Here is a 24,160-nt window from a genome sequence, read left to right as displayed (position 1 = left end):
CGGCCGGCGCCGCCGCACAAACGCATTTGGTGGCAGGCTGCATTCGATGATTTCGACGGCGCTCTCGGCGGTATCGCTGCGCGACCTGGCGCTGGTGCAGGCGGTGCACCGGCACGGCAGCTTCAACAGCGCCGCGCGGGCCATGCACATCAGCCCGTCGGGGCTGTCGCACCAGGTGCAGAAGGTCGAGCAGGCGCTGGGGGCGCCGCTGTTCGAGCGCGGCGGGCGCCGCATCGTGCCCACGGCCGGCGGGCAGCGCCTGCTGGAGCGGATCGAGGCTGTGCTGGCTGCCGCGGAACACCTGCAGCAGGCGGCGCGCGCCGGCACCGTGGCCTTCGGCGGCGAACTGCGCCTGGGCGTGCCCGCCTCGCTCGGGCCCTACCTGCTGCCGCACCTGATCGAGCCGTTCCCGCAGCACTTTCCGGCGGCGCGCCTGAGCCTGTCCGAAGGCAAGCCGCGCGGCCTGCTGCGCCGCCTGCACGAGGGCGAACTGGATGCCGTGCTGGCGCCCGCGGCCAGCGCGGCCAGCGGCATTGCCGCGCGCCCGTTGTTCTTCGAGCCGTGGGAGCTGATGTTCCGCGCCGACCATCCGCTGGCCGGACGCGCCAGCGTCGCATTGGCCGAACTGGACCAGGCCGAAGCCACCCTGATGGCCGAAAGCCATCCCGGCGGCATCGACGGGCAGGGCGGCCACGTGCAGGACGTCAGCCTGGAGAGCCTGGCCGCGTTGGTGGGCCTGCGTGGCGGCTATGCGCTGGTGCCGGCGCTGGCGCGCGAAAGGCTGGCCTCGATGCCGGAGCTGACGCTCGCGCACGTGGAGGGCGCCGCGCCGGGCCGGGAAATCGCCTTGTACTGGCGCGAGGCATCCCCCTGGCACGACGACATCCAGGCTTTCGCCCAATTGCTGTGCGAGGTGGCGCGGGGAAGGCCGGGACTGGTGGTGGGGCAGGCGGCTCCAGGCGCACTCCGGCAGGTTGCGTCTTAGGCCCCGCGCCGGGCATCACCCATTGTCCAGCGTCGCCCCGGTCAGCAGGCCGCGCGCCAGCATGCTGCCCTGCCGGCGGTTGATGACGATCTGCCACTGTCGACCGCCGACCTGCCGCCACAGCACCGCCGAGCGCACCGCCGCCAGCAGGTTCGCGCGCACCTTCTCCACCACCGCCGGTTGCTGCAGGTGCTGCGGATGGCCGTTGACCATCACGCGCGGGCTGAGGGTGGACAGGGTCGAGGCGTAGACGTCGGCGAGGCGGCGGATCACCTGCGGCGAATCCTGTCCGAAGTGCTCGACCTGGCGCCGCGTGGCGAGGATGCCCTCCTGCAGCTTCGCGGTGAGCTCGGGCCGGCGCGCCAGGCTGCGTTCCAGCCGCATCACGGTGACCGCCATCTGGGTGAGGGCCATGTCGCGGTTGCTGTCGTCGAGCTGGCCGATCAGGCTGCGCAGGCCCAGCCGCACGCCACCCACGCCACCGTACACGGCCGACACCGACGCCGCGTCGATGCGGAACACGCTGGCCACGCTCGCCTCCATCGCCGTTTCGTCGCAGCGTCCCTGGTTGGCCAGTTGCTGGGCCAGGCCCACCGCCTGGAACAGCCCAGCCAGCGCAAGCACGCGCGGTTCGTTGATGGCGAAGGTGTCGAGCACTTCAGGTTCCTGCTGGCAGGGGGGAGAGGCCGCCGAAGGGTGCGTCGGTGGCTGCGATCACCGCGCCGCCCAGGCAGGCCTCGCCGGCGTAGAAAACGATCGACTGGCCGGGGGTGACGGCGCGCTGCGGATCGTCGAAGCGCACCTCCACGCCATCGTCCCGGACATGTACCTCGCAACTCTGGTCAGCCTGGCGGTAGCGGGTCTTGGCCGTGCAGCGGAAGGACACCGGCGGTGGTGCTCCGGCTACCCAGCTTGGCGCCTCGGCGGTCACCCGCTTCGACTGCAGCCAGTGGTTCTCGCCGCCCTGCGCGACGTAGAGCACATTGGCGGCCACGTCCTTGCCGACCACGTACCAGGGCTCGCCGCTGAGGCCCTGGCGTCCGCCGATCCCCAGGCCGTTGCGCTGGCCCAGGGTGTAGTACATGGAGCCCTGGTGTTGCCCGACCAGGGCCCCTTCGGGCGTGCGCATCTCGCCGGGGCGCGCCGGGATGTACTGCGAGAGGAAGCTGCGGAAGTCGCGCTCGCCGATGAAGCAGATGCCGGTCGAATCCTTTTTCGCGTGTGTGGGCAGCGCGGCCGCGCGGGCCAGTTCGCGCACCTGCGCCTTCTCGATCTCACCGACCGGGAACAGCGTGGCAGCCAGCTGCCGCTGGCCCAGCGCGTGCAGGAAGTAGGTCTGGTCCTTGGCCGTGTCGAGGGCGCGCAGCAGGCGGTAGCGGCCGTCGCGGCAGTCCACCCGGGCGTAGTGGCCGGTGGCGATCTTCTCGGCGCCCAGCGCGCGGGCCTCGTCGAGGAAAGTCTTGAACTTGATCTCGCGGTTGCACAGCACGTCCGGGTTGGGCGTGCGCCCGGCGCGGTACTCGGCCAGGAAATGCTCGAAGACGCCGTCCCAGTACTCGGCGGCGAAGTTGCGCACATGAAAGGGGATGCCCAACCGCCCGCATACCGCCAGCGCATCCTTGCGATCGGCGTCGGCCGTGCACGGGCCGCTGCGCTCGTCCTCTTCCCAGTTCTGCATGAACAGCCCTTCGACCGGGTGGCCGGCCTGTTGCAGCAGCAGCGCGGCGACCGAGGAATCGACGCCGCCGGACACGCCCAGCATCACCTTCATGGCCGCGCCGGCCCTGCAAGAAGGTTCGACAGCGTGTCGAGCGGAAGGCGCCTTCCGGCCAGCCAGGCATCGATGCTCAGCAGCACCATGGGGCTGCGCAGCTGCGAACCGAGCGCGACGATTTCCGCGCGGCTGAGCCACAGGGCGCGGCGGATACCCAGGTCCAGCCGGCGCATGGGGTCGTGCGCCAGCGGTCGTGCCGCGAAGCTGAAGCGCACCACGCCTTCGCCGTGCTCGGTACTGCGCCACTGGTGCACGCCCAGGAAATGCTCCGGCTCGATGGTCCAGCCGGTTTCCTCCAGCGTCTCGCGCACGGCGGCCTGGAGCAGGCTTTCGCCGTCGTCCAGATGGCCGGCCGGCTGGTTGTAGACGAGCCGGCCGTCGATTTCCTCCTCGACCATCAGGTAGCGCTCGCCCTGCGCCACCACGCAGGCGACGGTGACATGGGGACGCCAGACGGCGGCAGTGGCGGAAGCGACGGGCATGGGGGACGAGGGATGGAAATGCGCCATTGTGCCATCACCTGAATGGGGCGCAGCCTCCACGGCGACGCGACCGGGGCTGCATGCAGCGCAGCGTATACTCCAAACCAGTAGCAAGATCCCCAGCGAACATGGCCCACGAACCCGAACACGACCCCGGCAGCGGACACGGCCTTGCCGTCGAAACCAGCCGTCCAGAACTGGCACGGCCGCCACTGTTTCAAGTTGTGCTGCTGAATGACGATTTCACTCCCATGGACTTCGTGGTCGAGGTGCTTCGCGGCTTCTTCGCCATGGATCAGGAGCGTGCGGTACAGGTGATGCTGCACGTGCATACCCGAGGCAAGGGTGTGTGCGGCGTGTTCACTCGAGAGGTGGCCGAAACCAAGGTCACGCAGGTAAACGAGTATTCACGGACTCATCAGCATCCCTTGCTGTGCACTATGGAAAAGCTATGAGCGGCCCCATCTTGTAGCCATCGCGGCGTAAGCCGCCCAGCCAATCCCAGCGGAGAAGGTCCGGATGTTCAGCAAGGATCTCGAAGTCACCATCGGCCACTGCTACAAGCAGGCCCGCGAGCAGCGCCACGAGTTCATGACCGTGGAGCACCTGCTGCTCGCGCTCACCGAAAACCAATCCGCGCTCGGCGCCCTGCGCGCCTGCGGCGTGGACCTGCCGCGGCTGTCGGCCGAGCTCGAGCGCATCATCGCCGAGACCGTGCCGGTGCTGCCGCACGGCGACGAGCGCGACACCCAGCCCACGCTCGGTTTCCAGCGCGTGCTGCAGCGCGCCGTCTACCACGTGCAGTCCTCCGGCCGTAAGGAGGTCACCGGCGCCAACGTGCTGGTGGCGATCTTCGGCGAAAAGGATTCGCACGCGGTGTATTTCCTGCACCAGCAGGAGATCACCCGCCTCGACGTGGTCAACTACATCTCGCACGGCATCGCCAAGATCGGCGACGAGCCCGGTAGCGGCATGCCTGGCAGCGAGCGCGAGGGCGAAGAGGGCGGCGACAGCAAGGGCAACCCGCTCAGCGAGTACGCCAGCAACCTCAACGAGCTGGCGCTGGAAGGCAAGATCGATCCGCTGATCGGCCGCCAGGACGAGATCGAGCGCACCATCCAGGTGCTGTGCCGCCGCCGCAAGAACAATCCGCTCTACGTGGGCGACGCCGGCGTGGGCAAGACCGCGCTGGCCGAGGGCCTGGCCAAGCGCATCGTCGAGGGCGAGGTGCCCGAGGTGCTGGAAGGCGCCGTGATCTGGGCGCTGGACCTGGGCGCGCTGGTCGCCGGCACCAAGTACCGCGGCGATTTCGAAAAGCGCCTGAAGGCGGTGATCACCCAGCTGAAGAAGCAGCCGGGCGCGATCCTGTTCATCGACGAGATCCACACCATCATCGGCGCCGGCTCCGCCTCGGGCGGCACCATGGATGCGTCCAACCTGATCAAGCCGATGCTGGCCTCCGGCGAGCTGCGTTGCATCGGTTCGACCACCTTCCAGGAATTCCGCGGCATTTTCGAGAAGGACCGCGCGCTGGCCCGCCGCTTCCAGAAGATCGACGTGGTCGAGCCGACCGTGGCCGACAGCATCGAGATCCTCAAGGGGCTGAAGAGCCGCTTCGAGGAACACCACAATGTCGCCTACACCAACGAGGCGCTGAAGGCCGCGGTGGACCTGTCGGTCAAGCACATCCCCGACCGCCTGCTGCCGGACAAGGCCATCGACGTCATCGACGAGGCCGGCGCGCGCCAGCGCCTGCTGCCGGAGAACCAGCGCGTCAGCAAGATCGACGTGCCGGAGGTCGAATACATCGTCGCCAAGATGGCGCGCATCCCTGCCAAGCAGGTCTCGGCCTCCGATCGCGACGTGCTGAAGAACCTCGAGCGCAACCTCAAGATGGTGGTGTTCGGGCAGGACCAGGCGATCGAGGCCCTCGCGGCGTCGATCAAGATGGCCCGCTCCGGCCTGGCCGACCCGAGCAAGCCGATCGGCAGCTTCCTGCTGGCCGGCCCGACCGGCGTGGGCAAGACCGAGGTGACCAAGCAGCTGGCGCTGCAGCTGGGCATCGAGATGATCCGCTTCGACATGTCCGAGTACATGGAAGCGCATTCGGTCTCGCGCCTGGTCGGCGCGCCCCCGGGCTACGTCGGTTTCGACCAGGGCGGCCTGCTCACCGAGCAGATCACCAAGCACCCGCATGCCGTGCTGCTGCTGGACGAGATCGAGAAGGCGCACCCGGACGTGTTCAACATCCTGCTGCAGGTGATGGACCGCGGCGTGCTCACCGACACCAACGGGCGCGAGGCGAACTTCAAGAACGTGATCGTGGTGATGACCACCAACGCCGGTGCGCAGCAGGCGGCGCGCCGGAGCATCGGCTTCGTCAAGCAGGACCACGCCACCGACGCGATGGAGGTGATCCGCAAGATGTTCACGCCGGAGTTCCGCAACCGTCTGGACGCGGTGATCCAGTTCCATCCGCTGGACTTCGAGCACATCCTGCGCGTGGTCGACAAGTTCCTGATCGAGCTGGAGACGCAGCTGGCCGACAAGCACGTCGTCCTGGACGTGGACGCCGACGCCCGCCGCTGGCTGGCCGAGCACGGTTTCGATCCGCAGATGGGTGCACGTCCGATGGCCCGCGTCATCCAGGAGAAGGTCAAGCGGGCGCTGGCCGACGAGCTCCTGTTCGGCAAGCTGTCCGACGGCGGCAAGGTGATCCTGGGGGTGCGCGACGGCGACCTGCACGTTGCGACCGAGGCGGCCGAGAAGCTGCCGGCCGTAGTGGGATGACGGCTGACCCTGCCGGCATGGCAGGGACGGAAGCCCGGGCATGAAAAAGGCCGCGCACTGCGCGGCCTTCTTTTTTTGCGACGTCGGCCTACTTCATGCGGTAGGTGATCCGTCCCTTGGTCAGGTCGTAGGGGGTCATCTCCACCTTGACCTTGTCGCCCGTGAGGATGCGGATGTAGTGCTTGCGCATGCGGCCGGAGATGTGGGCGGTGATCACGTGCCCGTTCTCCAGCTGCACGCGGAACATGGTGTTGGGCAGGGTCTCCTGGACCGTGCCTTCCATTTCGATGACGTCGTCTTTGGCCATGCGTTCCGGTGTGTCTGGGCCCGGCCGTAGCGGCCGCGTAAGCGCCAAAGTATGCCACGTCCGGACGCCCGATCAAAGAATCCTCAGGCGCTGCCCCCGAAATACTCGTCCAGCTTGCGCCGGATCTCCTGCTCGACCATGCCCCTGAGCGGCGAAAGCATCAGGCCGAGCTCGGCGGTGACCTGCACCTCGTTGGCCACCATCGCGATGGCACCGCTCACGCCCGGGCGGGAGAAGCGCAAGGTGTCGCCCTGCCACTGGCTTTGCATGTCGAACTTCTCGCGCATGCGCGCAGCCACCTTGTCGACTACGGCGCGCGCCTGGTCCGGCGGCAGGGTGTGTGGACGGCGGATGTCGATCTTCGGCATGGGGCGCGCTCCGTGTGGGCCGCCTATCTTACGCGGCCTGCGCGAAGGTCACGGCCTGCATCTGCTAGAGTCCCGGCGTCCTTCGGTTGGTTTGCAGATGCGTATCGAGTTTCCCAATTCGGCTCGCGAGGATTTTCGCTGGGCGCAGGCCGCATTGAGCATAGGCAGCGCGCCGGACAACGACCTGGTGGTGTCCGTCCAGCAGGGTGCGGCGCATCACCTGCGCATCCGGCAGGATCGCCGCGGCTGGATGCTGGAAGTGCTCTCCGGGGCCGGCCGCGTCTACGTCAACGCGCGCCCGGTGCGCGAGCGCGCCTTGCTGCGTCCGGGCGACATCCTGAGCCTGGGCGATTGCCGCATGCTGCTGTGCGCGGACGAGGATCCGGCATCGCGCGCGCCGCTCGCGCTCGCGCAGCAAAGTCATTGCACTGCTGCCCTGCGCGCGGTCGCCGGGCCGCTGTCGGGCCGGGTGTTCCCGGTGCGTGAGCGACTGGAGTTCGGTCCGCAGGGCGACCAGCCGCTGGACCTGCCGCAGGCCGCTTCCGCCACGTTGGCGCTGTTCTGGAAGGACGGTGAGCTGCACGTCGCGGCCGGGCCGACACCGCCGCGCTATCCGCTGCGCCTCAACGGTGTGCCGGTGGAGCAGGCCGTATTGCATCCGGACGACCAGCTTGGCATCGCCATGCACCGCTTCCTGGTGGACGCTCCCGGGCTGCTGCCGTCACCGGTGGTGACCTCGCACGAGCCATTGCACGAACGCCTGCCGGAGGACGCCGCCGGCCCGCGCGGCGAGGTGTGGTGGCTGATCGCCACTGCGGCGGTGTTGGCGCTCCTGATCGCGTTGATCCTGCTGGTGCGGTTCTAGCCGCGCCAAAAGAGGTCGGGGGTTCTTCAACCTTCGGCCATGCGCCTGAGATCGTCCAGCCGATCGGCATCGCGTATGGCGAGGTCGGTGCGCCAGCGCAGGATGCGCGGGAAGCGCACCGCCACGCCCGACTTGTGCCGGCCGGAACGCTGGATCGCCTCGTAGGCCAGCTCGAAGACGTGCTGCGGCTCGACCGAGCGCACCGGCCCGAAGCGCTCGATCGTATGTGCGCGGATCCACGCATCCAGCCGGGCGATCTCCGCATCGTCAAGCCCCGAGTAGGCCTTCGCCACCGGCACCAGATGGCCGCGGTCCCACACGCCGAAGGTGTAGTCGGTGAACAGGCCGGCGCGGCGGCCGTGCCCGGACTGGGCGTAGATGAGCACCGCGTCGAGCGTGTAGGGATCGACCTTCCACTTCCACCAGTCGCCGCGCTTGCGGCCGACGCGATAGGGCGATTCCAGGCGCTTGAGCATCAGGCCCTCGGTGTGCCGCTGGCGCGATTGGGCGCGCAGTTGTACGAGGGTGTCCCAGTCCTGCGTATCGGCGGCTGGCGACAGCGCGAGCGTGGGAGGCGCGCCATCGAGCAGACCGGCAAGCCGCTCGCGCCGTTCTCGAAGCGGCACTTCGCGCAGGTCCGCGCCACCCAGTTCCAGCAGGTCGTAGGCCATGAAGCGCACCGGCGTCCCGGCCAGCAGTTGGGGGCCCGGCTTGAGCTTGCCGATGCGCTTCTGCAGGGCGGTGAACGGACGCGGCGCTTCCGCACCGTCGTCCCAGGCGAGAATCTCGCCGTCCAGTACGCAACCGGCAGGCAGCGCGCAGGCCGCCCGTTCGATCTCGGGGAAGCGGCCATCCAGCCGCTCTTCGCCGCGCGACCACAGCCTTGCCTCTCCGCCTCGGCGCATGAGCTGGGCGCGGATGCCGTCCCATTTCCACTCGGCCAGCCAATCGCCGCGCTCGCCCAGGCTCTCCGCCGGTGCTTCCAGCGGCGAAGCGAGGAAGAACGGGTAGGGGCGATGCTCGCGATGGGCATCGTCCTCCACCGGTTGCGCCAGCGCGGCAAGCGAAGCGGCGTCGGGACTCCAGTCGCCGCTGAGGCGATGGGCGATCAGGTCGGTAGGCAACTGCGACCACGCGGCGAGCGCCTGTACCACCAGGCGTTGCGAAACGCCGACGCGCAGGGCGCCGGTGATCAGTTTGTTGAGCAGGTAGACCTCCGCCGCCGGCAGCACGTGCCACCAGGCCTTGAGTTGCGCCACGCGCCCGGCCGTGTCGAGCCGCGCCAGGCCGGGCAGGTGCTGCTCCATCCAGGCGTGCAGCGGGATGTCGTCGAACGGCCCATCGCCCGGCGGCAGCAGCAGCGCGATTGCCTCGGCCAGGTCGCCCACGTGTGCGTAGCTTTCGTCGATCAGCCAGTCGGGATAGCCGGTGGCCTCGCGGGTGGCCTGGCGCAGTTCGGTGGTGCTGGCCAGCCGGCGCAGCTTGCCGCCGCCCAGCACGTAGACCGCCCAGGCGGCGTCGTCGGGCGGCGTGTCGTGCAGGTAGGCGGCGACCGCGTCGCGCTTGGCGATAGTCGAACCCGTGCGGTCCAGTTCGGCATAGAGCTGCGCGAAGCGGCGCATCGCTCATGTCCCCAGCGCCGCCAGCGGCAGCGCGTCGTGGCCCTGTTCGCGCAGGTAGCGCACCAGGGCGTGACCATCGCCATGGGTAACGTAGATGCGTCGTGCCCCGCTGTCGCGCACGCTGCGCAGCAGGCCGTTCCAGTCCGCATGGTCGGACACCACGAAACCGCGGTCGTAACCGCGCCGGCGGCGGTTGCCGCGCACCTGCATCCAGCCGGAGGCGAACGCGGTCGAGGCGTTCGGAAAGCGCCGCATCCACGGCGAGCCCGCGGCCGACGGCGGCGCGAGGATCAGTTCACCCGCCAGCGCCGCGCCGCGCGCCGCTTCCTCCAGCGGCAGCGTCGGCGGCATCGTTACGCCGGCTTCGCGGTACAGCTCCACCAGCCGCAGCAGCGCGCCGTGCAGGTACACCATCCGGTCGATGCGCGGCGCGAGTTCGGCCAGCAGCCGCTGCGCCTTGCCCAGCGCATAGCAGAACAGCACCGCCGGGACCTTGCGACGCGCGCAATCGTCCCGCCAGGCAAGCAACTGGTCGACCACCTGCGCCATCGGCGGCCAGCGATACACCGGCAAGGCGAAAGTCGATTCGGTGACGAAGACGTCGCAGGGAACCGGCTCGAACGGCGCGCAGGTGGGATCGTTCTCGCGCTTGTAGTCGCCCGACACCACCACCACCCGCCCGGCGTGCTCCATGCGTACCTGCGCTGCGCCCAGCATGTGGCCGGAGGGGTGCAGCGACACGCGCACATCGCCGAGCGTGAACGGCTCGCCGTAGTCGTAGGCCTCGATCGCCGCCGGTTCGCCCAGCCGCTCGCGCATCAGCGCGAGCCCGGCGCGCGCCACGTGGTAGCGCGCGTTGCCCTGGCGCGCATGGTCGCCGTGCGCACGCGTCACCACGGCCTGCGCCACCGGCTCGGCCGGGTCGATGTAGAAGCCGCCGGCGGGGCAGTAGAGGCCCTCGGGGCGGGGCTGGAGGAGCGGGTCGGGCATGTACGGATGCTCGGCGCGCCCGCGTCAAGTTGGCGGCAACAGGGGCGGAGCGCGCACTTGCTCCCTCTCTCCGGTAAAGCCGGGGGAAAGGGGGAGGCCTTTCGCTCGTCCGGCAACCGTTCGACTCCGGCCCTGCGGGCGTAAGTTCAGGGCGAACGGCAGATGGTCAGGCCACGAATTGCAGCTTTGCCAGCTCCGCGTACAGCCCACCCTCCGCCAGCAGGCTTTCATGCGTGCCCTGGGCGACGATGCGCCCGCCGTCCATCACCACGATGCGGTCGGCGCGCTGCACGGTGGCGAGGCGGTGGGCGATCACCAGGGTGGTGCGGCCTTTCTCCAGTCGTTCGAGCGCCTGCTGGATGGCGGCCTCGGACTGCGCGTCCAGCGCCGAGGTGGCTTCGTCCAGCAGCAGCAGCGGCGCGTCGCGCAGGATGGCGCGGGCGATGGCGATGCGCTGGCGCTGGCCGCCGGAGAGGCGTACGCCGCGTTCGCCCAGTTCGGCCGCGTAGCCGTCCGTCAACGCGCTGATGAACTCGTGCGCTTCGGCGGCATGGGCCGCCTCTTGCACTTCGCGTTCGCTCGCATCCTGGCGCCCGAAGCGGATGTTGTCGGCGGCGCTGCCGGCGAAGATCACCGTCTCCTGCGGCACCAGCGCGATGGCGCCGCGCAGCTCCGGCAGCGCGAGCGCGCGCAGGTCCATGCCGTCAACGCGGATGCTGCCGGTCTGCGGATCGTAGAAGCGCAGCAGCAGGGCGAACACGGTGCTCTTGCCGGCGCCGGAAGGGCCGACCAGCGCCACGGTTTCGCCGGGCCGGATGTCGAGCGTGAAATCGTGCAGCGCGGGCGCGTCCGGCCGCGTGGGATAGTGGAAGCCGACGTGCTCGAAACGCAGCGCACCGCGCACCGGTCGGGGCAGGGCGAGCGGCTGGGGCGGATCGGCGATCTGCGCTCGCTCGCCGAACAGCTCGCCGATGCGCTCCATCGCGCCGGCCGCGCGCAGCACGTCGCCCCAGACCTCCGACAGGCCGGCCACCGAACCGGCGGCGAACACCGCATACAGCACGAACTGGCCGAGCACGCCGGCCTCGAGCGTGCCTGCGACCACATCGCGCGCGCCGGCCCAGAGCACCAGCGTTATGGCGCCGAAGAACAGCACGATCACCGCCGCGGTGAGCAGCGCGCGCATGCCGATGCGCCGGCGGGCGCTTTCCAGCGCGCGCACGATGGCGTTGCCGTAACGACCGCTCTCGATGCCTTCGCGCGCGTAGGCCTTCACCGCCGGTGCGGCGTTGAGCGTCTCGTTGGCGATCGCGGCGGCATCGGCCAGGCGGTCCTGGCTGGCGCGCGAGAGCTTCTGCACGCGCCGGCCGAACACCAGGATCGGCAGCATCACGGCGGGGATCACCAGTGCGGTGAGGCCGGCCAGGCGCGGGCTGGTCCACACCATCATGGCGCTGGCGCCCAACAGCATCACCGCGCTGCGCAAGGCCACCGAGATGCCCGAACCGATCAGCGCCTGCACCACTTCGGTGTCGGTGCCCAGGCGCGAGGTGAGCTCGCCCACGCGCGAGCGCTCGAAGAAACCCACGTCGAGCCGGATCACGTGCGCGTACAGCTTCGTACGCAGCGCCGCCAGCGCGCGCTCGCCCAGCAGCGTGATGCAGAAATAGCGTGCGGCGGTGGCGAAGGCGAGCACCAGCGCGACGCCGAACAGCCCGAGGAAGGTGCGGTTGATCGTCTCGCCGCTGGCGTTGCCGAAACCGGCATCGATCATGTGCCGTACCGCCATCGGCAGCACCAGGGTCGAGCCCGAGGAGAGCGCGAGGAACACCAGCCAGCCGATCGCCAGCGCCTTGTGCGGCCTGAGGAAGGGCCACAGCTGGCGCAGGGCGCCGATGCGGCGGGCGGGCTTGCCGGAGGGTGCGGAGTCGCTCATCGAGGCGCCTGTCGGGGTGGAGCCTCAGGAGGTGGGGGCGGGCGGGGATTCCCCAAGCGGGCAAGCAGAGGGTCTTCCCCTCCCTATGACCCTCTCCCCCGGCAGGGCCGAGGGAGAGGGAGCAAAGCTAGGCGCCGCGGCCCATGCGGGCGATCCAGCGGTAGAGCACCACCACGCAGGCGACGAAGGCGATGCCGCCGATCCAGATCGCCGGCGTGGCGAAGCCGTCGCCGACCAGCGCCAGCGGTGCGTTGCGGTTGGCGAAGCCAAGCTTGTCGGAGAAGGCCACCAGCGCGGCCACGATCACGCCGAGCAGGCTTTCGCCCACGATCAGGCCGGAGGCCAGCAGCACACCCAACTGCTTGGTCGCGTCGGCGTTCGGGCCGCGGTCGGCGCGCCTGTCGAACCAGGCGCCGACCAGGGCGCCGACCACCACCATCAGCGTGGTCGAGGTCGGCAGGTAGATCCCCAGGCCCACCGCCAGCGGTGGCAGGCGGGCGGACTTGGCGGTGCGCACCAGGGTTTCGTCGACGAGGATCAGCACCACGCCGATGGCTGCGCCGATGGTGATCAGGCTCCAGTCGATGTTGCCGGTGATCACGCCCTGGGCCAGCGCCGAGATCAGGCCGGCCTGCGGCGCGGGCAGCGCGCGGGCGGGGTCCACGCCCGGCGCGCCGAGAAAGCCGTAGGCCTGGTTGAGCAGGTCCAGCACCGGCGGGATCACCACCGCGCCGGCGATCACGCCGATCACCAGCGCCCACTGCTGCAGCGAAGGCGTGGCGTCCACCAGCTGGCCGGTCTTGAGGTCCTGCAGGTTGTTGTTGGCGATCGACGCCACTGCGAAGACGATGGCGGTGATGAACAGCGCGAAGGCGACCAGCGCCTTGCCTGCCTCCGCCGGCATCATGGCCTTGACGCCCAGCACCAGCAGCAGCGCGGCGATGATCACCACCAGGATGCCGATGCCCGACAGCGGGCTGTTGGACGAACCGATCAGGCCGGCCATGTAGCCGCAGACCGCCGAGACCAGGAAGCTCAGGATCAGCACGAACAGCACGCCGCCGATCGCCAGCAGCGCGGTGTGCGAACCCAGCCCGCTGATGTTGGCGAAGTGGCCCAGCAGCCACGCCACGGGCACCATGCAGGCCAGCGTCACCAGGCCGACGACGCCGATCGGGATGTCGTGCTCGGTGCGCGGCAGCGTGGCCAGCTGGCCGGCCTTGCGCACGCGCGAGGCGGCCATCGCGCCGGCCAGGCCGCTGACCACCGGCTTGACCAGCTTGGCGAGCGTCCAGATTGCCGCCACGCCGATGGTGCCGGCGCCGACGAAGCGCACGTAGTGGCTCCAGGTGGCTTGCGCGGCTTCCGCTACCGCGCCCGTTTCCGGATGCAGCAGCAGGAAGTGCGGCACCGCCCAGCCCCAGCCGATGATGGCGCCGGCCAGCATCGCCAAACCCACCCACAGACCAACCAGGTGGCCGACCGCGAACAGTGCGAAGGACAGGCTGAAGTCGAAGCCGGTCGCCGCGCCGCGGTCGCCGATGCGGAAGTAGTCCGATACGGCCGTGGCGAACACCTTGGTCTGCACGATCACGTAGAACACCGCCGAGACGACGGCGCCGGTGATTACCGCCTTGAGTCCCGCTCCGCCGGATTCGACCGACTCGGCCGCCTCCTGCGAGCTGCCGGACCCCACCTTGAGCACCTCGGCGCAGGCCACGCCTTCGGGATAGGGCAGGTCCGAATCGGTGACCAGCGCGCGGCGCAGCGGGATCGTGTACATCACGCCAAGCACGCCGCCGGTGGCGCAGATGCCGAAGGACATCCAGAACGGGAAGCCGTTCCACCAGCCGATGATGATCAGGCCCGGCAGCACGAAGATGATCGAGGACAGCGTGCCGGCGGCCGAGGCCACCGTCTGCACGATGTTGTTCTCCTGCATGGTCGAGTTCTTCATCGCCCGCAGGATGGCCATCGAAATCACCGCCGCGGGGATCGAGGTGGCGAAGGTCAGGCCGGCCTTCAGGCCGAAGAACACGTTGGCCGCGGTGAACACCACGGTGATCACGATGCCGATGACCAGGCCGCGTAGGGTGAATTCGGTGCGCTTGGCGCCTTGGGTTTGGGCTGTCACTGGTGGTTCCGTTCTGATTGTCTTTTCCCCCACGCGCCCGAAGCGGCACGCCCCTCGCGGCCGCTCCCCGCGCGCCGCAGCGGGAGCATAACGTGGATGGGCCCGATCCATCCCCATCCGCGTCATTCTGGATGCCGATGCTTCCGGGGCCGGTGCGGAAGGAATGCCGCCGCGATCAGCCGGCGACGCCATCCAGCCGCCGCACCCGGCCCTGCCCGCGGGTGAGGTCGACGATGCGCGTGCAGACGCCCTCGGCGCCGTCGGCAGGAAGCTCCAGCTCCAGCGTGGCGCCCTCGCCGTCGAAGGTCTCGCCTTCGATGCGCGCGTTCCAGCCGGGGCAGCGCGCCTTGAGCAGGGCCAGGTCCGCGAAAGGGCAGCGCACGGTCAGCCGTGCCATCGCCACCAGCGGCGCCCGCTCGGCGATGCGCAGGCATTCGGCCGCGGTGCCGCCATAGGCGCGCATCAATCCGCCGGCGCCGAGCTTGATGCCGCCGTACCAGCGCGTCACCACCACCATCGCGCGGTCGATGCCGGCGCCCTCGATCGCCTGCAGGATCGGGCGCCCGGCCGTGCCGCCGGGTTCGCCGTCGTCGTTGAAGCGGTAGTCCCGACCGATGCGCCACGCCCAGCAGTTGTGCGTTGCGGAGGGGGCGGCCGCTTCGTGCAGGAAGGCCAGCGCCTGTGCGCTCGTCTGTACCGGTGCGGCCTGCGCCAGGAACCGGCTCTTGCGGATGTCCTGCGCGTGACGGCAGGAAGCGACGAGGACGTGCAGGGAATCGGACATGCGGGGCCGTGCAGCGAAAACGCCGGCACGTTAGCACGCTGCAAAGGCGCCATCGGTGGCGCACGAGTCTGCGCGTGGCGCTGCACGGGCGAGAGCTGCCGCCTCGGGATTCGCGCAGGCACCTGCCCTGCAGTGCACTCAGCCGCCGATCACCGCGCCGGGGACGGGATGGCGGAAATCGTGCGGCGCCAGGTCCCGGGTCAGGCGGAACACGCCTTCATGGATGTGCCGCGGCAGCACCACGTCGAGCACGGTTGTCTGGTGCGGCCCGAGCATGGCGAACAGGTCCTCATCCCTTGCCGTGGCGGCCAGGGCATGCTGCACCAGCCCGGCCAGGTCCATAGGCTGCACGCGCGCGCCGTAGGGGCGGCGGCTGGCGACGACGGGGCGCAACGTACGACGCGGGTGATCCGGGTCGGGCACGCGGGCGTCGCCGGCGAGCAGGGCGTAATTGAGGTAGAGCGCGATCGTGCAGGGATCGGTTGTGTTGGCCTGGCGGTCACCGAGAAAGCCGGCGGGCAACTGGTCGAGGCTGGCCTCGGGACCGGCGGTGAACAAGAAGCCGGCTCCGGTGAGCGGCTCGCCCGCCTCGTCGGCCAGGCGCAGGATCAGCATGCTGCGCGGGTCGTGGATGTGCGGGCGCGAGGTGTAGGCGCTGGCCGGCTCCACCTTGTCGGCGTCGCGCACCGCGTTCTCGCGGTCGAAGGCATCGCACAACGCCGCATAGCCGGCCGCTTCGCCGACCTGCAGGCAGCGCACGATCGCCTGCACCGTCGCCGGCGCCGCGGCGGCAAGGATGCCCTGCTCGCCGCCCGAGTGGGACGCGCCGGCCACCAGCTTGAACGCGCAGCGCGGACCGCGCTGCATGCCGAGCGACAGCGTGTCGGCCGCGGCGCCGCGGCGGTTGTCCGGTACGGACAGCACGGCATGGCGTGCGTTGAGGTTGGCCGCTGCGATGCGCACCACGCCGTCGGAGCCGTCCTCGCCGGTATAGCTGTTGAGATGGTCGTACAGCGAACGGTCGGGCCGGTCGCCCATCAGCACGAACAGGAACTGTCCGCGCGAGGCCGGATCGTTGCCGTGGATGTGGTCGAGGTTGAGCGACAGCGAGGCGGCACTGCCCAGCTCCAGCCAGTCGAGGATGCGCTGGCCGGGCTCCACGCCGTTCCACCAGGCCTTGAGCCGGCCCAGCGCGCCCTTGCCCAGCTTGGCCAGCGCCGAGCCGAAATTCGCCGGCGCCAGCATCACCAGGTGGCTGAGGCGGATGGTGCTGTGGCGACCCGGCCGGTCGCGCTGCGCGCGCAGCCATTCGCGCACCACCGGGCCACCGGTGGAGTGGGTGACGCAGGCAAAGCTGGCGGTCGACAGGTGCAGGTCACGCAACGCGTGGTCGAACGCCCGCACCAGGTCGGCCATGGTCACCGCATCGTTGAAGCTGACGTATTCGGACAGCCAGAGGTCGTGGATGGCGAGCGGCAGGCCGGCCGCGGCGGCGGCCTCCTGCACCCGTTGCGGCATGGCGCCGTAGGTGGCGGTGCTGGTCACGCTCCAGCCATGGACGAAGACGAGGACGGGCATCTTTCTCGGGATCGGTGCGGGCTCGCCGCAGCGTAGCAGGCGGGGCGGCCGCGTTCCTTCCCGAACCGGCCATGTGCATGGCGCTCATCCCGGCCCCGGCATAATGCCGTGCCCGCCTGTGCAGAGGACTGCGGATGACCGTGCCCTTGTTGATCGCGTTGCTCGCCTTCGCATGGTTTGCCGGACACCTGGGCTGGCGGTGGCTGCAACGGGCCGCCATCGTGCTGGCGCTGCTTGCGGTATTCGCAGTGGGCTGCGGGCTGGTGCCCAAGGTGCTGCTGCGGCCGTGGCAGTCGCCCTATGCGCAACGTCCGGTGCTGGATTGGGCGCCGTCCAACGCGATCGTGCTGCTCACCGCCGGGGTCACCTATCCTCCGGGCGGCCCGCTGGAGCCAGGGCACACCGCCTATTCGCGGATCGCCGAGGCCGTGTCGCTCTACCGCGATTGCCGTGAGGCCGGGGCGCGCTGCACCGTGCTGGTGAGCGGCGGCGATGCGCTGTCCACCGGCGAGCCGCTGGCGCTGACCTACCAGCGTACGCTGGAACGGCTCGGCGTGCCCGAAGCCGACCAGGTGCTGGAAATGCGCAGCCACACGACCTGGCAGAACGCGCAGTTCGCGCGGGTGCCATTGGCGCGCATCGGCGCGGACCGGGTCTGGCTGGTGACGTCGGCGCACCACCTGCGGCGCGCGATGTTCGCGTTCCGCCGCTTCGGCCTCGTTGTCACGCCGGGGCGCGCGGATTACCTGCGCGGCGTATGGTCGCTGTTGCCCAGCGCGTACAACCTGTCGGTCACCGACGCCGTGCTGCACGAATACGTGGGCATGGCGCTGTATCACTGGTATGCGTGGCGCGGGCGCACCGAGGCGCCGCCGGAGAGTGCCGGGCCGCCGGTCGACTGACGCCGCGCTCAGCCGGGTCGGCGCATCACCATCAGCCGTAGCTCGCTCATGTCCTCGATGGCGTAGCGCACGCCCTCGCGGCCGAAGCCGGACAGCTTGACGCCGCCGTAGGGCATGTTGTCCACGCGGAAGCTGGGGATGTCGTTGACGATCACGCCGCCCTGTTCGAGCTCGTCCCAGGCGCGCATGGCGTGCTCCAGCGAGTCGGTGAAGATGCCCGCCTGCAGGCCGTAGTCGGAGTCGTTGGCCTGCGCGATGGCCTGGTCGATCTCATCGAACGGCGCAAGCAGGGCGAACGGGCCGAAGGCTTCCAGGCGGTTGGCCTTCGCCTCGCGCGGCACGTCCTCCATCAGCGTGGCCTCCAGCATGTTGCCCTGGCGCTTGCCGCCGCAGAGCAGCTTCGCGCCGGCCTTGCGCGCCTCTTCGATCCAGCCGTGCAGGCGCTCGGCCGCGGCCTCGTCGATCATCGGGCCGATGAACACGTCTTTCTTCTTCGGGTCGCCGGCCTTGAGCTTCTTTGTCGCCGCGACCAGCTTCTTCTTCAGCGCCTCGTAGAGCGAGGCGTGCGCGTAGATGCGCTGCACGCCGATGCAGCTCTGGCCGGACTGGTAGAAGGCACCGAACACCAGGCGCTCGACGATGGCGTCGAGCTTGCCGCCCTGGGTGCCATCGACGATGCAGGCGGCATTGCCCCCGAGCTCCAGCACCACCTTCTTGCGCCCGGCGCGGGCCTTGAGGTCCCAGCCGATCTGCCCGCCGGTGAAGGACAGCAGCTTGAACCGCTCGTCCTCCACCAGCGGTGTGGCGTGCGCGCCGTCCACGGGGAGGATCGAGAAGGCACCCCTGGGCAGGTCGGTCTCGGCCAGCACCTGGCCGATGATCAGCGCGCCGATGGGTGTCTTCTCCGAAGGTTTCAACACGAACGGACAGCCGGCGGCGATCGCGGGCGCCACCTTGTGCGCGACCAGGTTGAGCGGGAAGTTGAACGGCGTGATGAACGACACCGGCCCGATCGGCACGCGTTTGGTATAGCCGTGGTAGCCGTCCAGCCGAGGTGCCAGTTCCAGGGTGAGTGTTTCCCCATCGACGCGCACGGCCTCGGCGGCGGCGATGCGGAAGGTCTCGATCAACCGGGTGACCTCGCCGGCCGCGTCCTTGATCGGCTTGCCGGCCTCGATGCACAGCGCCATCGCCAGTTCGTCGCGGCGTTCGGAGAAGCGCGCCACGCAGTGCTCCAGCACGGCCTGGCGCGCCCACGGCTTGAACGCGCGCATCGGCGCGGCGGCCGCTGCCGCCGCAGCGATCGCCTTGCCGATCGCCTTGCCGTCGGGCACTGCGACGCGGGTGGCGACCTTGCCGCTGTACTTGTCGCGCACCTCCAGATCGGTGTTCGGCTGCTGCGGGCGGTTGGCGAGGTAATAGGGGTAGGTCTTCTCGAGCATGGACGTCTCCCGATGACAAAGGGCAGCGTGCCGCCGACCGCGTTGCCGAGGTGTGAGCCGCAGAGCGTAGGATGGGCTTCAGCCTATCCACGGCGTACCGGGAATGGTGGGCTGAAGCCCACCCTATGCCCACCTACGTGCCGTCGGTGACCTTGAGCGAAAGCTCGCCTTCGGCCAGCCGTGCGCGCAGCGGCGTGCCCGGCGGGGCGTTCTTCGCATCGCGCAGCACGCGTCCCTCGTGGTCGAACACGATCGCGTAGCCGCGCTCCAGCGTAGCCAGCGGGCTGACCGCCTGCAACGCGCGCGCCGCCTGGCGCAGGGTCAGCTGCGCGCGTTCCATCCGATGGCCCATGCACTGGCGCAGCGAGCGCTCGTGCTCGGCCAGGCGCCGCTGCAGCAGTTGTAACCGCTGGCGTGGATGCTGCGTCAGCAGCCGGGCGTGCAGCCGTTCCAGCCGGGTTGCGCGAATGCGTGCCTGCTCGCGCAGCGCCGCATGCAGGCGCCGATGCAGCTGCACGAGCCGCTCGCGGTCGCGCGCCAGCCGCGCCTGCGGGCGCTGCGCCTGCAGGCGGGCGAGCAGGTGGTCCACGCGCTGGGTCTGCGATTGCAGCCGGCGGTGCTGCAACAACCGCAGCCGCTGCAGCGCCTGAGCCAGATGACGGCTCAATGCGCGGGCGTCGGGCACCAGCAGCTCGGCGGCCGCCGAGGGCGTGGCCGCGCGCAGGTCGGCGACGAAGTCGGCGATGGAAAAATCGATCTCGTGGCCGACCGCGCTCACCACCGGCACCACGCTGGCATGCAAGGCGCGGGCGACCGCCTCGTCGTTGAAGGCCACCAGGTCTTCCAGCGAGCCGCCGCCGCGGGTCAGCAGCAGCACGTCGTAGCGCTGGCTGGCCGAGGCCTTGCGCAGCATCGACACGATCGCCGGCGGCGCCTCGCGGCCCTGCACCGGCACCGGGAGCACCTCGACCTCGACCAGCGGCCAGCGCCGCCGCAACACGCTCAGCACGTCGCGGATCGCCGCGCCGGTGGCCGAGGTGATCACGCCGATGCGCCGCGCATAGCGGGGCAGGGGACGCTTGCGCGTACTGTCGAACAGGCCTTCGGCATCCAGCCGCGCCTTGAGCAGGTCGAACTGCCGCCGCAGGGCGCCTTCGCCGGCAAGCTCCATGTGCTCGGCCACCAGCTGGAACTCGCCGCGCGGCTCGTACAACCCGACCCGCGCCCGCACCAGCACATGCATGCCGTCGGCCGGCTTGAAGCGCAGCCAACCGCTCTTGGGCTTGAACATCGCCGCGCGCACCTGGGCGCCGGCATCCTTCAGGGTGAAATACAGGTGGCCCGAAGCCGGGCGCGACACGTTGCACAGCTCGCCCTCGATCCACACCAGCGGCAGCGCGTCCTCCAGCAGCCCGCGCACCAGCCGGTTGAGCGTGCTGGGGGTGAGGATGCTGCGCGGCGGGGCCGTAGGGGGGTCGGGGCTGTGCATGGACCGGCGAGCCTAGCACGAAGCGTTTGGAGAACATGCGGTTGGACGGAAGAGTGCAAGGAATGCCTCATGTACGCACCGCTCTTGCAGACGCGGCTCCTTGCAGCTGTCCGCAGGGTGGTTCCTTCCCATCATGGCTCCTCCGCGGCAGAACGGCCGGCGGGCTGAAGCGCCCCTGCGAAAGGGCTACTCGCTCCGTTTGCGCAGCCGCCAGACGCGGATCGCCAGGTTGAGGGCGAACCATGCCGCCAGCACCGCGATCGGCCAGCTCACCACCCGCGGCCACGCCAGGGCGACCGCGGCGAGCAGGGCCAGCACCGCGATGCCCGCCAGCAGCGGACCGCGCGCGGTGTCGCCCAGCACGCGGCGGTCGGTGAGCGCGGCACCGACGGTGTTGGCGATGCGCAGGGCGCCAGCGGCGGCGCGGCTGGAACTGCCGCCGGGGTGCTTGGGGCGCGGCGGGCGTTCGGTGCTGCTCTTGACCCGCTCGATGTACGGCCGATGGCGGCGCGGCGCCAGCACGATCTCGGTGGCGTTGGCCAGGTCGCGCTCGTACTGCTCCTCGAGCAGGCCGGCAAAGCCGGTGTCCTCCACCGCCACGTCGATCTCGCGGTTGCCCAGCCAGCTGGCGATGTTGAGGTTGGACGAGCCCACGCGCGCCCACTGGCCGTCGGCCACGGCGGTCTTGGCGTGCAGCATCGAGCCGTTCCACTCGAACACGCGGATGCCCGCCTTGAGCAGCGGCCGGTAGCCCGAGCGCGACAGGCTGGCGACCAGCGGCACGTCGCTGGTGCCCGGCACCAGCAGGCGCACGTCCACGCCGTCGCGCGCAGCCGAGGCGAGCGCCTGCACGTAGGGCGCCATGCCGACGAAATAGGCATCGGTGATCCACAGCGTGCGCCGCGCCATCGCCGCGACCTGCTGGTCCAGCCGGTACATGCCCGCGGTGGCCGGCTGCGTGGCGATCACCCGCAGCGCGATGTTGCCGGCCGTCCCGACCTGCCGTTCCGGCAGCGCGAGCGGCTTGCCCAGGCTCGCCCAGCTCTGCGCGAAAGCCTGCTCCAGTTCGGTCACCGCCGGCCCGCGCAGCGACACGCCAGTATCGCGCCAGGGCGGCACGCCGCGCCGCTCATCGCCCAGCCAGCGCGCGCTGATGCACACGCCGGAGAGGAAGCCCAGGTCGCCGTCCACCACCAGCAGCTTGCGATGGTCGCGGGTGATCCAGCCGAACGGCTTGCCCAGTTGCGGCGGATTGAACACGCGCGCCTCGCCGCCGGCGCGGCGCAGCGGCTGCCAGAACGCGTGGCCGGACTGGCCCAGGCAGCCGAGCCAGTCATACACCACCGCCACCATCACGCCGGACCTGGCGCGCTCGACCAGCGCGTCGCGGAACGCGCGGCCGACCGCGTCGTCGCCGATCATGTAGTTTTCCAGCAGGATGCGCTGCCGCGCGCCGCGGATGGCGGCCAGCCAGGCGTCGTAATGCGCCTGGGCATCGATCAGCAGGCCGACCGCGTTGCCGCCGATCAGCGGAGCGCCGGCAGCCCGGCTCAGGGCCTGCTCGGCCAGGAAGCGGCTGGGCGCGTGAGGAATCAGCGGAGTCGTCGCCATGGGCCGAGTGTAGGACATGGCCCGTGCGCCCATATCGCAGCCCGGATGCGCGCCGCGCCCCGCTTCTGCGATGATTCGCGCATGCCGTCCGCGCCGCGCCTCGACGACACCGCCGCCTGCGCCAAGCTCATCGCCGACCGGCTGGGGCCGCACCTGTGCGTGGCCGCGCCGCTGGGCCTTGGCAAGCCGCATGGCCTGCTCAATGCGCTCTACCGGCTGACCGTCGCCGACCCGGCCCGGTCGCTGACGCTCTACACCGCGCTGTCGCTGACGCGGCCGCAGCCCAGGCCGGGACTGGAACAGCGCTTCCTCGCGCCATTCCTCGAGCGCCATTTCGGCGCCGACTACGAGGATCCGGAATACGCCCTGGCCGAGTCGCGGCACGCGCTGCCGGACAACGTGGCCGTGCACGAGTTCTACTTGCAGTCGGGCGCGCTGCTGCGCGCGCCGCGGGCGCAGCGCGACTACATCAGCCAGAACTACACCCACGTCGCGCGCGACCTGGCCGCGCAGGACCTCAACCTGCTGGTGCAACTGGTGGCGCGGCGGGAGACGGCTCAGGGTGTGCGCTACAGCCTCTCCTGCAACCCCGACCTCACGCTCGACTTCCTGGCCCAGCGCGCGCGCGCCGGCAAGCCGCGGCCGCTGTGCGTGGCGGTGGTGCATCCGGATCTGCCGTACCTGAGCGGCCACGCAGAAGTGGCGGAAGACTTCTTCGACCTGGAACTGGCGCCGGCCCATTCGCCGCGCCTGTTCGCTCTGCCGCGGCCAGCGGTGGACGTCACCGAATACGCGCTGGGCCTGCATGCCAGCGCGCTGGTGAAGGACGGTGGCTGCCTGCAGATCGGCATCGGCGCGCTGTCCGACGCGCTGGTCAGGGGGCTGCTGCTGCGCCAGCAGGACAACGCCGCCTGGCGCGACGGCCTGCGCGCGCTCGATGGCGAGAGCCCGACGCTGGCGCTGGCCCGCCGCATCGGCGGCCTGGAGCCGTTCGAGGCAGGCCTCTACGGCGCCAGCGAGATGGTGATGGACGGCTTCATGCACCTGGCGCGCGCCGGCATCCTCAAGCGCCGCAGCTGGGACAACCTGGCGCTGGAACGCGCCGCCGTGGCCGGCCGGCTCAACCCTGCCACGCCCGGCGGGCACTGGCTGCGCGGCGCGTTCTTCCTGGGCAGCCGCGAGCTGTACGCATGGCTGGACGCGACCGAGGCGGCCGACCCCGACGCCATCGACATGTGCCCGGTCTCCAACGTCAACCAACTCTATGGCGACCACCAGAGCCTGGCCGCGCTGCAGCGCCGTGGCGCGCGCTTCTTCAACACCTGCATGATGGCCACGCTGCTGGGCGCCGCCGTCTCCGACGGGCTGGAGGACGGCGCAGTGGTCAGCGGCGTGGGCGGCCAGTACAACTTCGTCGCGATGGCACACGAGCTCGACGACGGCCGCTCGATCCTGCTGCTGCGCTCGACCCGCCGCGAGGGCGGCCAGGTGCAGACCAACATCCGCTGGAACTACGGCCACACCACCATCCCGCGCCACCTGCGCGACGTCGTGGTGACGGAGTACGGCGCCGCCGACCTGCGCGGCAAGAGCGACAGCGAGTGCATCGAGGCGATGCTCTCGATCTGCGACGCGCGCTTCCTCGACGCGCTGGCGGCCGAAGCAAAAGCCCACGGCAAGCTCGCGGCCGGCTTCCGCATTCCCGAAGCGTGGCGGCGGCATCGGCCCGAACACCTGCACGAGGCGCTGGCACCGCTGCGGCGCGGCGGAATGCTGCCGACCTTTCCGTTCGGCAGCGACTTCGACGAAACGGAGCAGCAACTGCTGCCCGCGCTGGGCTGGCTGAAGGAGCAGGGCGCGACGTGGCGCGGGCGCCTTGCACTGGCCAAGGCCTTCGTGCGGCCAGGCGAGCCGGTGGCGGGCGAGGCGGCGGCGCTCGAGCGCATGCAGCTGGCCGCCGGCAAAGGTATCGCCGACCGCCTGCAGCGTCGCCTCGTCCTCGCCGCCTTGCGCCATGCGCAGTCCACGTAGGATGGCTGCAGCCACTATCCAGGCGCGACAAGGTGGGCCGAACCCCGCCCTGCAAGAGTGGCTTGACCAC

20 protein-coding genes are annotated in these 24,160 nt (G+C 70.2%); 6 read left to right on the top strand and 14 right to left on the bottom strand.

The features are described from left to right. The first annotated feature begins 46 nt into the window (after nt 1-46). A complete protein-coding gene (locus tag HOQ08_RS02330) occupies nt 47-985 on the top strand; it encodes a LysR family transcriptional regulator (protein WP_291191033.1) in 939 nt (312 codons plus the stop codon). Nucleotides 986-1,000: 15 nt separating this feature from the next. On the opposite strand, the gene hflD is transcribed toward HOQ08_RS02330, so the two are convergent. Genes hflD through HOQ08_RS02315 form a run of 3 tightly spaced genes read right to left on the bottom strand, consistent with a single transcriptional unit; the run spans nt 1,001 to nt 3,241 of the window. Continuing rightward, on the bottom strand, nt 1,001-1,624 hold the full coding sequence (hflD, locus tag HOQ08_RS02325; protein WP_291191035.1) for a high frequency lysogenization protein HflD: 624 nt from the start codon (nt 1,622-1,624) through the stop codon (nt 1,001-1,003). Nucleotides 1,625-1,643: 19 nt separating this feature from the next. Then, on the bottom strand, nt 1,644-2,756 hold the full coding sequence (gene mnmA, locus HOQ08_RS02320; RefSeq protein ID WP_291191030.1) for a tRNA 2-thiouridine(34) synthase MnmA: 1,113 nt from the start codon (nt 2,754-2,756) through the stop codon (nt 1,644-1,646). Beyond that, nucleotides 2,753-3,241 carry an NUDIX hydrolase gene (locus tag HOQ08_RS02315; RefSeq protein WP_291191028.1) on the bottom strand — a complete coding sequence of 163 codons (489 nt, stop codon included), beginning with the start codon at nt 3,239-3,241 and terminating at the stop codon, nt 2,753-2,755. The genes mnmA and HOQ08_RS02315 overlap by 4 nt, the downstream gene beginning before the upstream one ends. 128 nt (nt 3,242-3,369) lie before the next feature. Here HOQ08_RS02315 and clpS point away from each other — a divergent pair, with 128 nt between their 5' ends. Together clpS and clpA are read left to right on the top strand one after the other, a co-directional pair. Further along, entirely contained in the window at nt 3,370-3,696 is a 327-nt protein-coding gene (gene clpS, locus HOQ08_RS02310; RefSeq protein ID WP_091332759.1) for an ATP-dependent Clp protease adapter ClpS, read from the top strand. Nucleotides 3,697-3,760: 64 nt separating this feature from the next. Next, complete coding sequence (clpA, locus tag HOQ08_RS02305) at nt 3,761-6,031, top strand: ATP-dependent Clp protease ATP-binding subunit ClpA (protein ID WP_291191020.1); 2,271 nt, start codon at nt 3,761-3,763, stop codon at nt 6,029-6,031. Between the two features lie 88 nt (nt 6,032-6,119). Here the strand turns inward: clpA and infA are convergent, their stop codons facing one another. Together infA and HOQ08_RS02295 are read right to left on the bottom strand one after the other, a co-directional pair. Then, the gene (gene infA / locus HOQ08_RS02300) at nt 6,120-6,338 is read right to left on the bottom strand and encodes a translation initiation factor IF-1 (RefSeq protein WP_019466733.1); all 219 of its coding nucleotides are present in this window, start codon (nt 6,336-6,338) and stop codon (nt 6,120-6,122) included. 83 nt (nt 6,339-6,421) lie between these two features. Next, nucleotides 6,422-6,706 (bottom strand): polyhydroxyalkanoic acid system family protein, encoded by a 285-nt coding sequence (locus HOQ08_RS02295; RefSeq protein WP_291190978.1) that lies wholly within the window; start codon nt 6,704-6,706, stop codon nt 6,422-6,424. 97 nt (nt 6,707-6,803) lie between these two features. Between HOQ08_RS02295 and HOQ08_RS02290 the strand changes: the two genes are divergently transcribed. Beyond that, nucleotides 6,804-7,571 carry an FHA domain-containing protein gene (locus HOQ08_RS02290; RefSeq protein ID WP_291190974.1) on the top strand — a complete coding sequence of 256 codons (768 nt, stop codon included), beginning with the start codon at nt 6,804-6,806 and terminating at the stop codon, nt 7,569-7,571. 26 nt (nt 7,572-7,597) lie between these two features. Here HOQ08_RS02290 and HOQ08_RS02285 read toward each other — a convergent pair whose 3' ends face one another. The 6 genes from HOQ08_RS02285 to HOQ08_RS02260 form a co-directional block, all read right to left on the bottom strand. Then, on the bottom strand, nt 7,598-9,193 hold the full coding sequence (locus HOQ08_RS02285) for an ATP-dependent DNA ligase (protein WP_291190971.1): 1,596 nt from the start codon (nt 9,191-9,193) through the stop codon (nt 7,598-7,600). A 3-nt stretch (nt 9,194-9,196) separates the two neighbouring features. Continuing rightward, nucleotides 9,197-10,183, bottom strand: coding sequence for a ligase-associated DNA damage response exonuclease (locus HOQ08_RS02280; protein ID WP_291190968.1), 987 nt, complete (start codon nt 10,181-10,183; stop codon nt 9,197-9,199). A gap of 166 nt (nt 10,184-10,349) precedes the next feature. After that, the gene (locus HOQ08_RS02275; protein ID WP_291190965.1) at nt 10,350-12,119 is read right to left on the bottom strand and encodes an ABC transporter transmembrane domain-containing protein; all 1,770 of its coding nucleotides are present in this window, start codon (nt 12,117-12,119) and stop codon (nt 10,350-10,352) included. 127 nt (nt 12,120-12,246) lie between these two features. After that, nucleotides 12,247-14,253, bottom strand: a complete 2,007-nt coding sequence (locus HOQ08_RS02270) for an oligopeptide transporter, OPT family (protein ID WP_291190962.1) — start codon at nt 14,251-14,253, stop codon at nt 12,247-12,249. Nucleotides 14,254-14,428: 175 nt separating this feature from the next. Beyond that, nucleotides 14,429-15,037, bottom strand: coding sequence for a YigZ family protein (locus HOQ08_RS02265; protein ID WP_291190959.1), 609 nt, complete (start codon nt 15,035-15,037; stop codon nt 14,429-14,431). A gap of 138 nt (nt 15,038-15,175) precedes the next feature. Continuing rightward, the gene (locus HOQ08_RS02260; RefSeq protein ID WP_291190956.1) at nt 15,176-16,615 is read right to left on the bottom strand and encodes a phospholipase; all 1,440 of its coding nucleotides are present in this window, start codon (nt 16,613-16,615) and stop codon (nt 15,176-15,178) included. A gap of 134 nt (nt 16,616-16,749) precedes the next feature. Between HOQ08_RS02260 and HOQ08_RS02255 the strand changes: the two genes are divergently transcribed. Then, nucleotides 16,750-17,517: a YdcF family protein gene (locus HOQ08_RS02255; RefSeq protein ID WP_291190953.1), complete on the top strand. Its 768-nt coding sequence runs from the start codon at nt 16,750-16,752 to the stop codon at nt 17,515-17,517. 8 nt (nt 17,518-17,525) lie between these two features. Here the strand turns inward: HOQ08_RS02255 and HOQ08_RS02250 are convergent, their stop codons facing one another. From HOQ08_RS02250 to HOQ08_RS02240, 3 genes are all read right to left on the bottom strand, one after another. Continuing rightward, nucleotides 17,526-18,959 carry an aldehyde dehydrogenase family protein gene (locus tag HOQ08_RS02250; protein ID WP_291190950.1) on the bottom strand — a complete coding sequence of 478 codons (1,434 nt, stop codon included), beginning with the start codon at nt 18,957-18,959 and terminating at the stop codon, nt 17,526-17,528. A gap of 133 nt (nt 18,960-19,092) precedes the next feature. Continuing rightward, a complete protein-coding gene (xseA, locus tag HOQ08_RS02245; protein WP_291190946.1) occupies nt 19,093-20,448 on the bottom strand; it encodes an exodeoxyribonuclease VII large subunit in 1,356 nt (451 codons plus the stop codon). Between the two features lie 186 nt (nt 20,449-20,634). Next, nucleotides 20,635-22,059, bottom strand: a complete 1,425-nt coding sequence (locus tag HOQ08_RS02240) for a phospholipase D-like domain-containing protein (protein WP_291190943.1) — start codon at nt 22,057-22,059, stop codon at nt 20,635-20,637. 81 nt (nt 22,060-22,140) lie between these two features. On the opposite strand from HOQ08_RS02240, the gene HOQ08_RS02235 reads away from it, so the two are divergent. After that, the gene (locus tag HOQ08_RS02235; RefSeq protein WP_291190940.1) at nt 22,141-24,090 is read left to right on the top strand and encodes an acetyl-CoA hydrolase/transferase C-terminal domain-containing protein; all 1,950 of its coding nucleotides are present in this window, start codon (nt 22,141-22,143) and stop codon (nt 24,088-24,090) included. The last annotated feature ends 70 nt before the right edge of the window (nt 24,091-24,160 follow it).

Source organism: Frateuria sp. (assembly GCF_013362045.1).
In the GTDB taxonomy this organism is placed as follows: Bacteria; Pseudomonadota; Gammaproteobacteria; order Xanthomonadales; family Rhodanobacteraceae; genus Frateuria_A.
Note: the sequence above shows the minus strand (reverse complement) of the source record. Positions and strands in the feature narration are given on the sequence as shown.

What these genes read in the sequence shown, in the direction of transcription:
- HOQ08_RS02250 (WP_291190950.1), bottom strand. Translation starts at nt 18,959, where the DNA reads ATGCTCGAGAAGACCTACCCCTATTACCTCGCCAACCGCCCGCAGCAG.
- xseA (WP_291190946.1), bottom strand. Translation starts at nt 20,448, where the DNA reads ATGCACAGCCCCGACCCCCCTACGGCCCCGCCGCGCAGCATCCTCACC.
- clpS (WP_091332759.1), top strand. Translation starts at nt 3,370, where the DNA reads ATGGCCCACGAACCCGAACACGACCCCGGCAGCGGACACGGCCTTGCC.
- HOQ08_RS02315 (WP_291191028.1), bottom strand. Translation starts at nt 3,241, where the DNA reads ATGCCCGTCGCTTCCGCCACTGCCGCCGTCTGGCGTCCCCATGTCACC.
- clpA (WP_291191020.1), top strand. Translation starts at nt 3,761, where the DNA reads ATGTTCAGCAAGGATCTCGAAGTCACCATCGGCCACTGCTACAAGCAG.
- HOQ08_RS02330 (WP_291191033.1), top strand. Translation starts at nt 47, where the DNA reads ATGATTTCGACGGCGCTCTCGGCGGTATCGCTGCGCGACCTGGCGCTG.
- HOQ08_RS02290 (WP_291190974.1), top strand. Translation starts at nt 6,804, where the DNA reads ATGCGTATCGAGTTTCCCAATTCGGCTCGCGAGGATTTTCGCTGGGCG.
- HOQ08_RS02235 (WP_291190940.1), top strand. Translation starts at nt 22,141, where the DNA reads ATGCCGTCCGCGCCGCGCCTCGACGACACCGCCGCCTGCGCCAAGCTC.
- HOQ08_RS02240 (WP_291190943.1), bottom strand. Translation starts at nt 22,059, where the DNA reads ATGGCGACGACTCCGCTGATTCCTCACGCGCCCAGCCGCTTCCTGGCC.
- infA (WP_019466733.1), bottom strand. Translation starts at nt 6,338, where the DNA reads ATGGCCAAAGACGACGTCATCGAAATGGAAGGCACGGTCCAGGAGACC.
- HOQ08_RS02275 (WP_291190965.1), bottom strand. Translation starts at nt 12,119, where the DNA reads ATGAGCGACTCCGCACCCTCCGGCAAGCCCGCCCGCCGCATCGGCGCC.
- HOQ08_RS02280 (WP_291190968.1), bottom strand. Translation starts at nt 10,183, where the DNA reads ATGCCCGACCCGCTCCTCCAGCCCCGCCCCGAGGGCCTCTACTGCCCC.
- HOQ08_RS02260 (WP_291190956.1), bottom strand. Translation starts at nt 16,615, where the DNA reads ATGCCCGTCCTCGTCTTCGTCCATGGCTGGAGCGTGACCAGCACCGCC.
- HOQ08_RS02285 (WP_291190971.1), bottom strand. Translation starts at nt 9,193, where the DNA reads ATGCGCCGCTTCGCGCAGCTCTATGCCGAACTGGACCGCACGGGTTCG.
- HOQ08_RS02295 (WP_291190978.1), bottom strand. Translation starts at nt 6,706, where the DNA reads ATGCCGAAGATCGACATCCGCCGTCCACACACCCTGCCGCCGGACCAG.
- HOQ08_RS02255 (WP_291190953.1), top strand. Translation starts at nt 16,750, where the DNA reads ATGACCGTGCCCTTGTTGATCGCGTTGCTCGCCTTCGCATGGTTTGCC.
- mnmA (WP_291191030.1), bottom strand. Translation starts at nt 2,756, where the DNA reads ATGAAGGTGATGCTGGGCGTGTCCGGCGGCGTCGATTCCTCGGTCGCC.
- HOQ08_RS02265 (WP_291190959.1), bottom strand. Translation starts at nt 15,037, where the DNA reads ATGTCCGATTCCCTGCACGTCCTCGTCGCTTCCTGCCGTCACGCGCAG.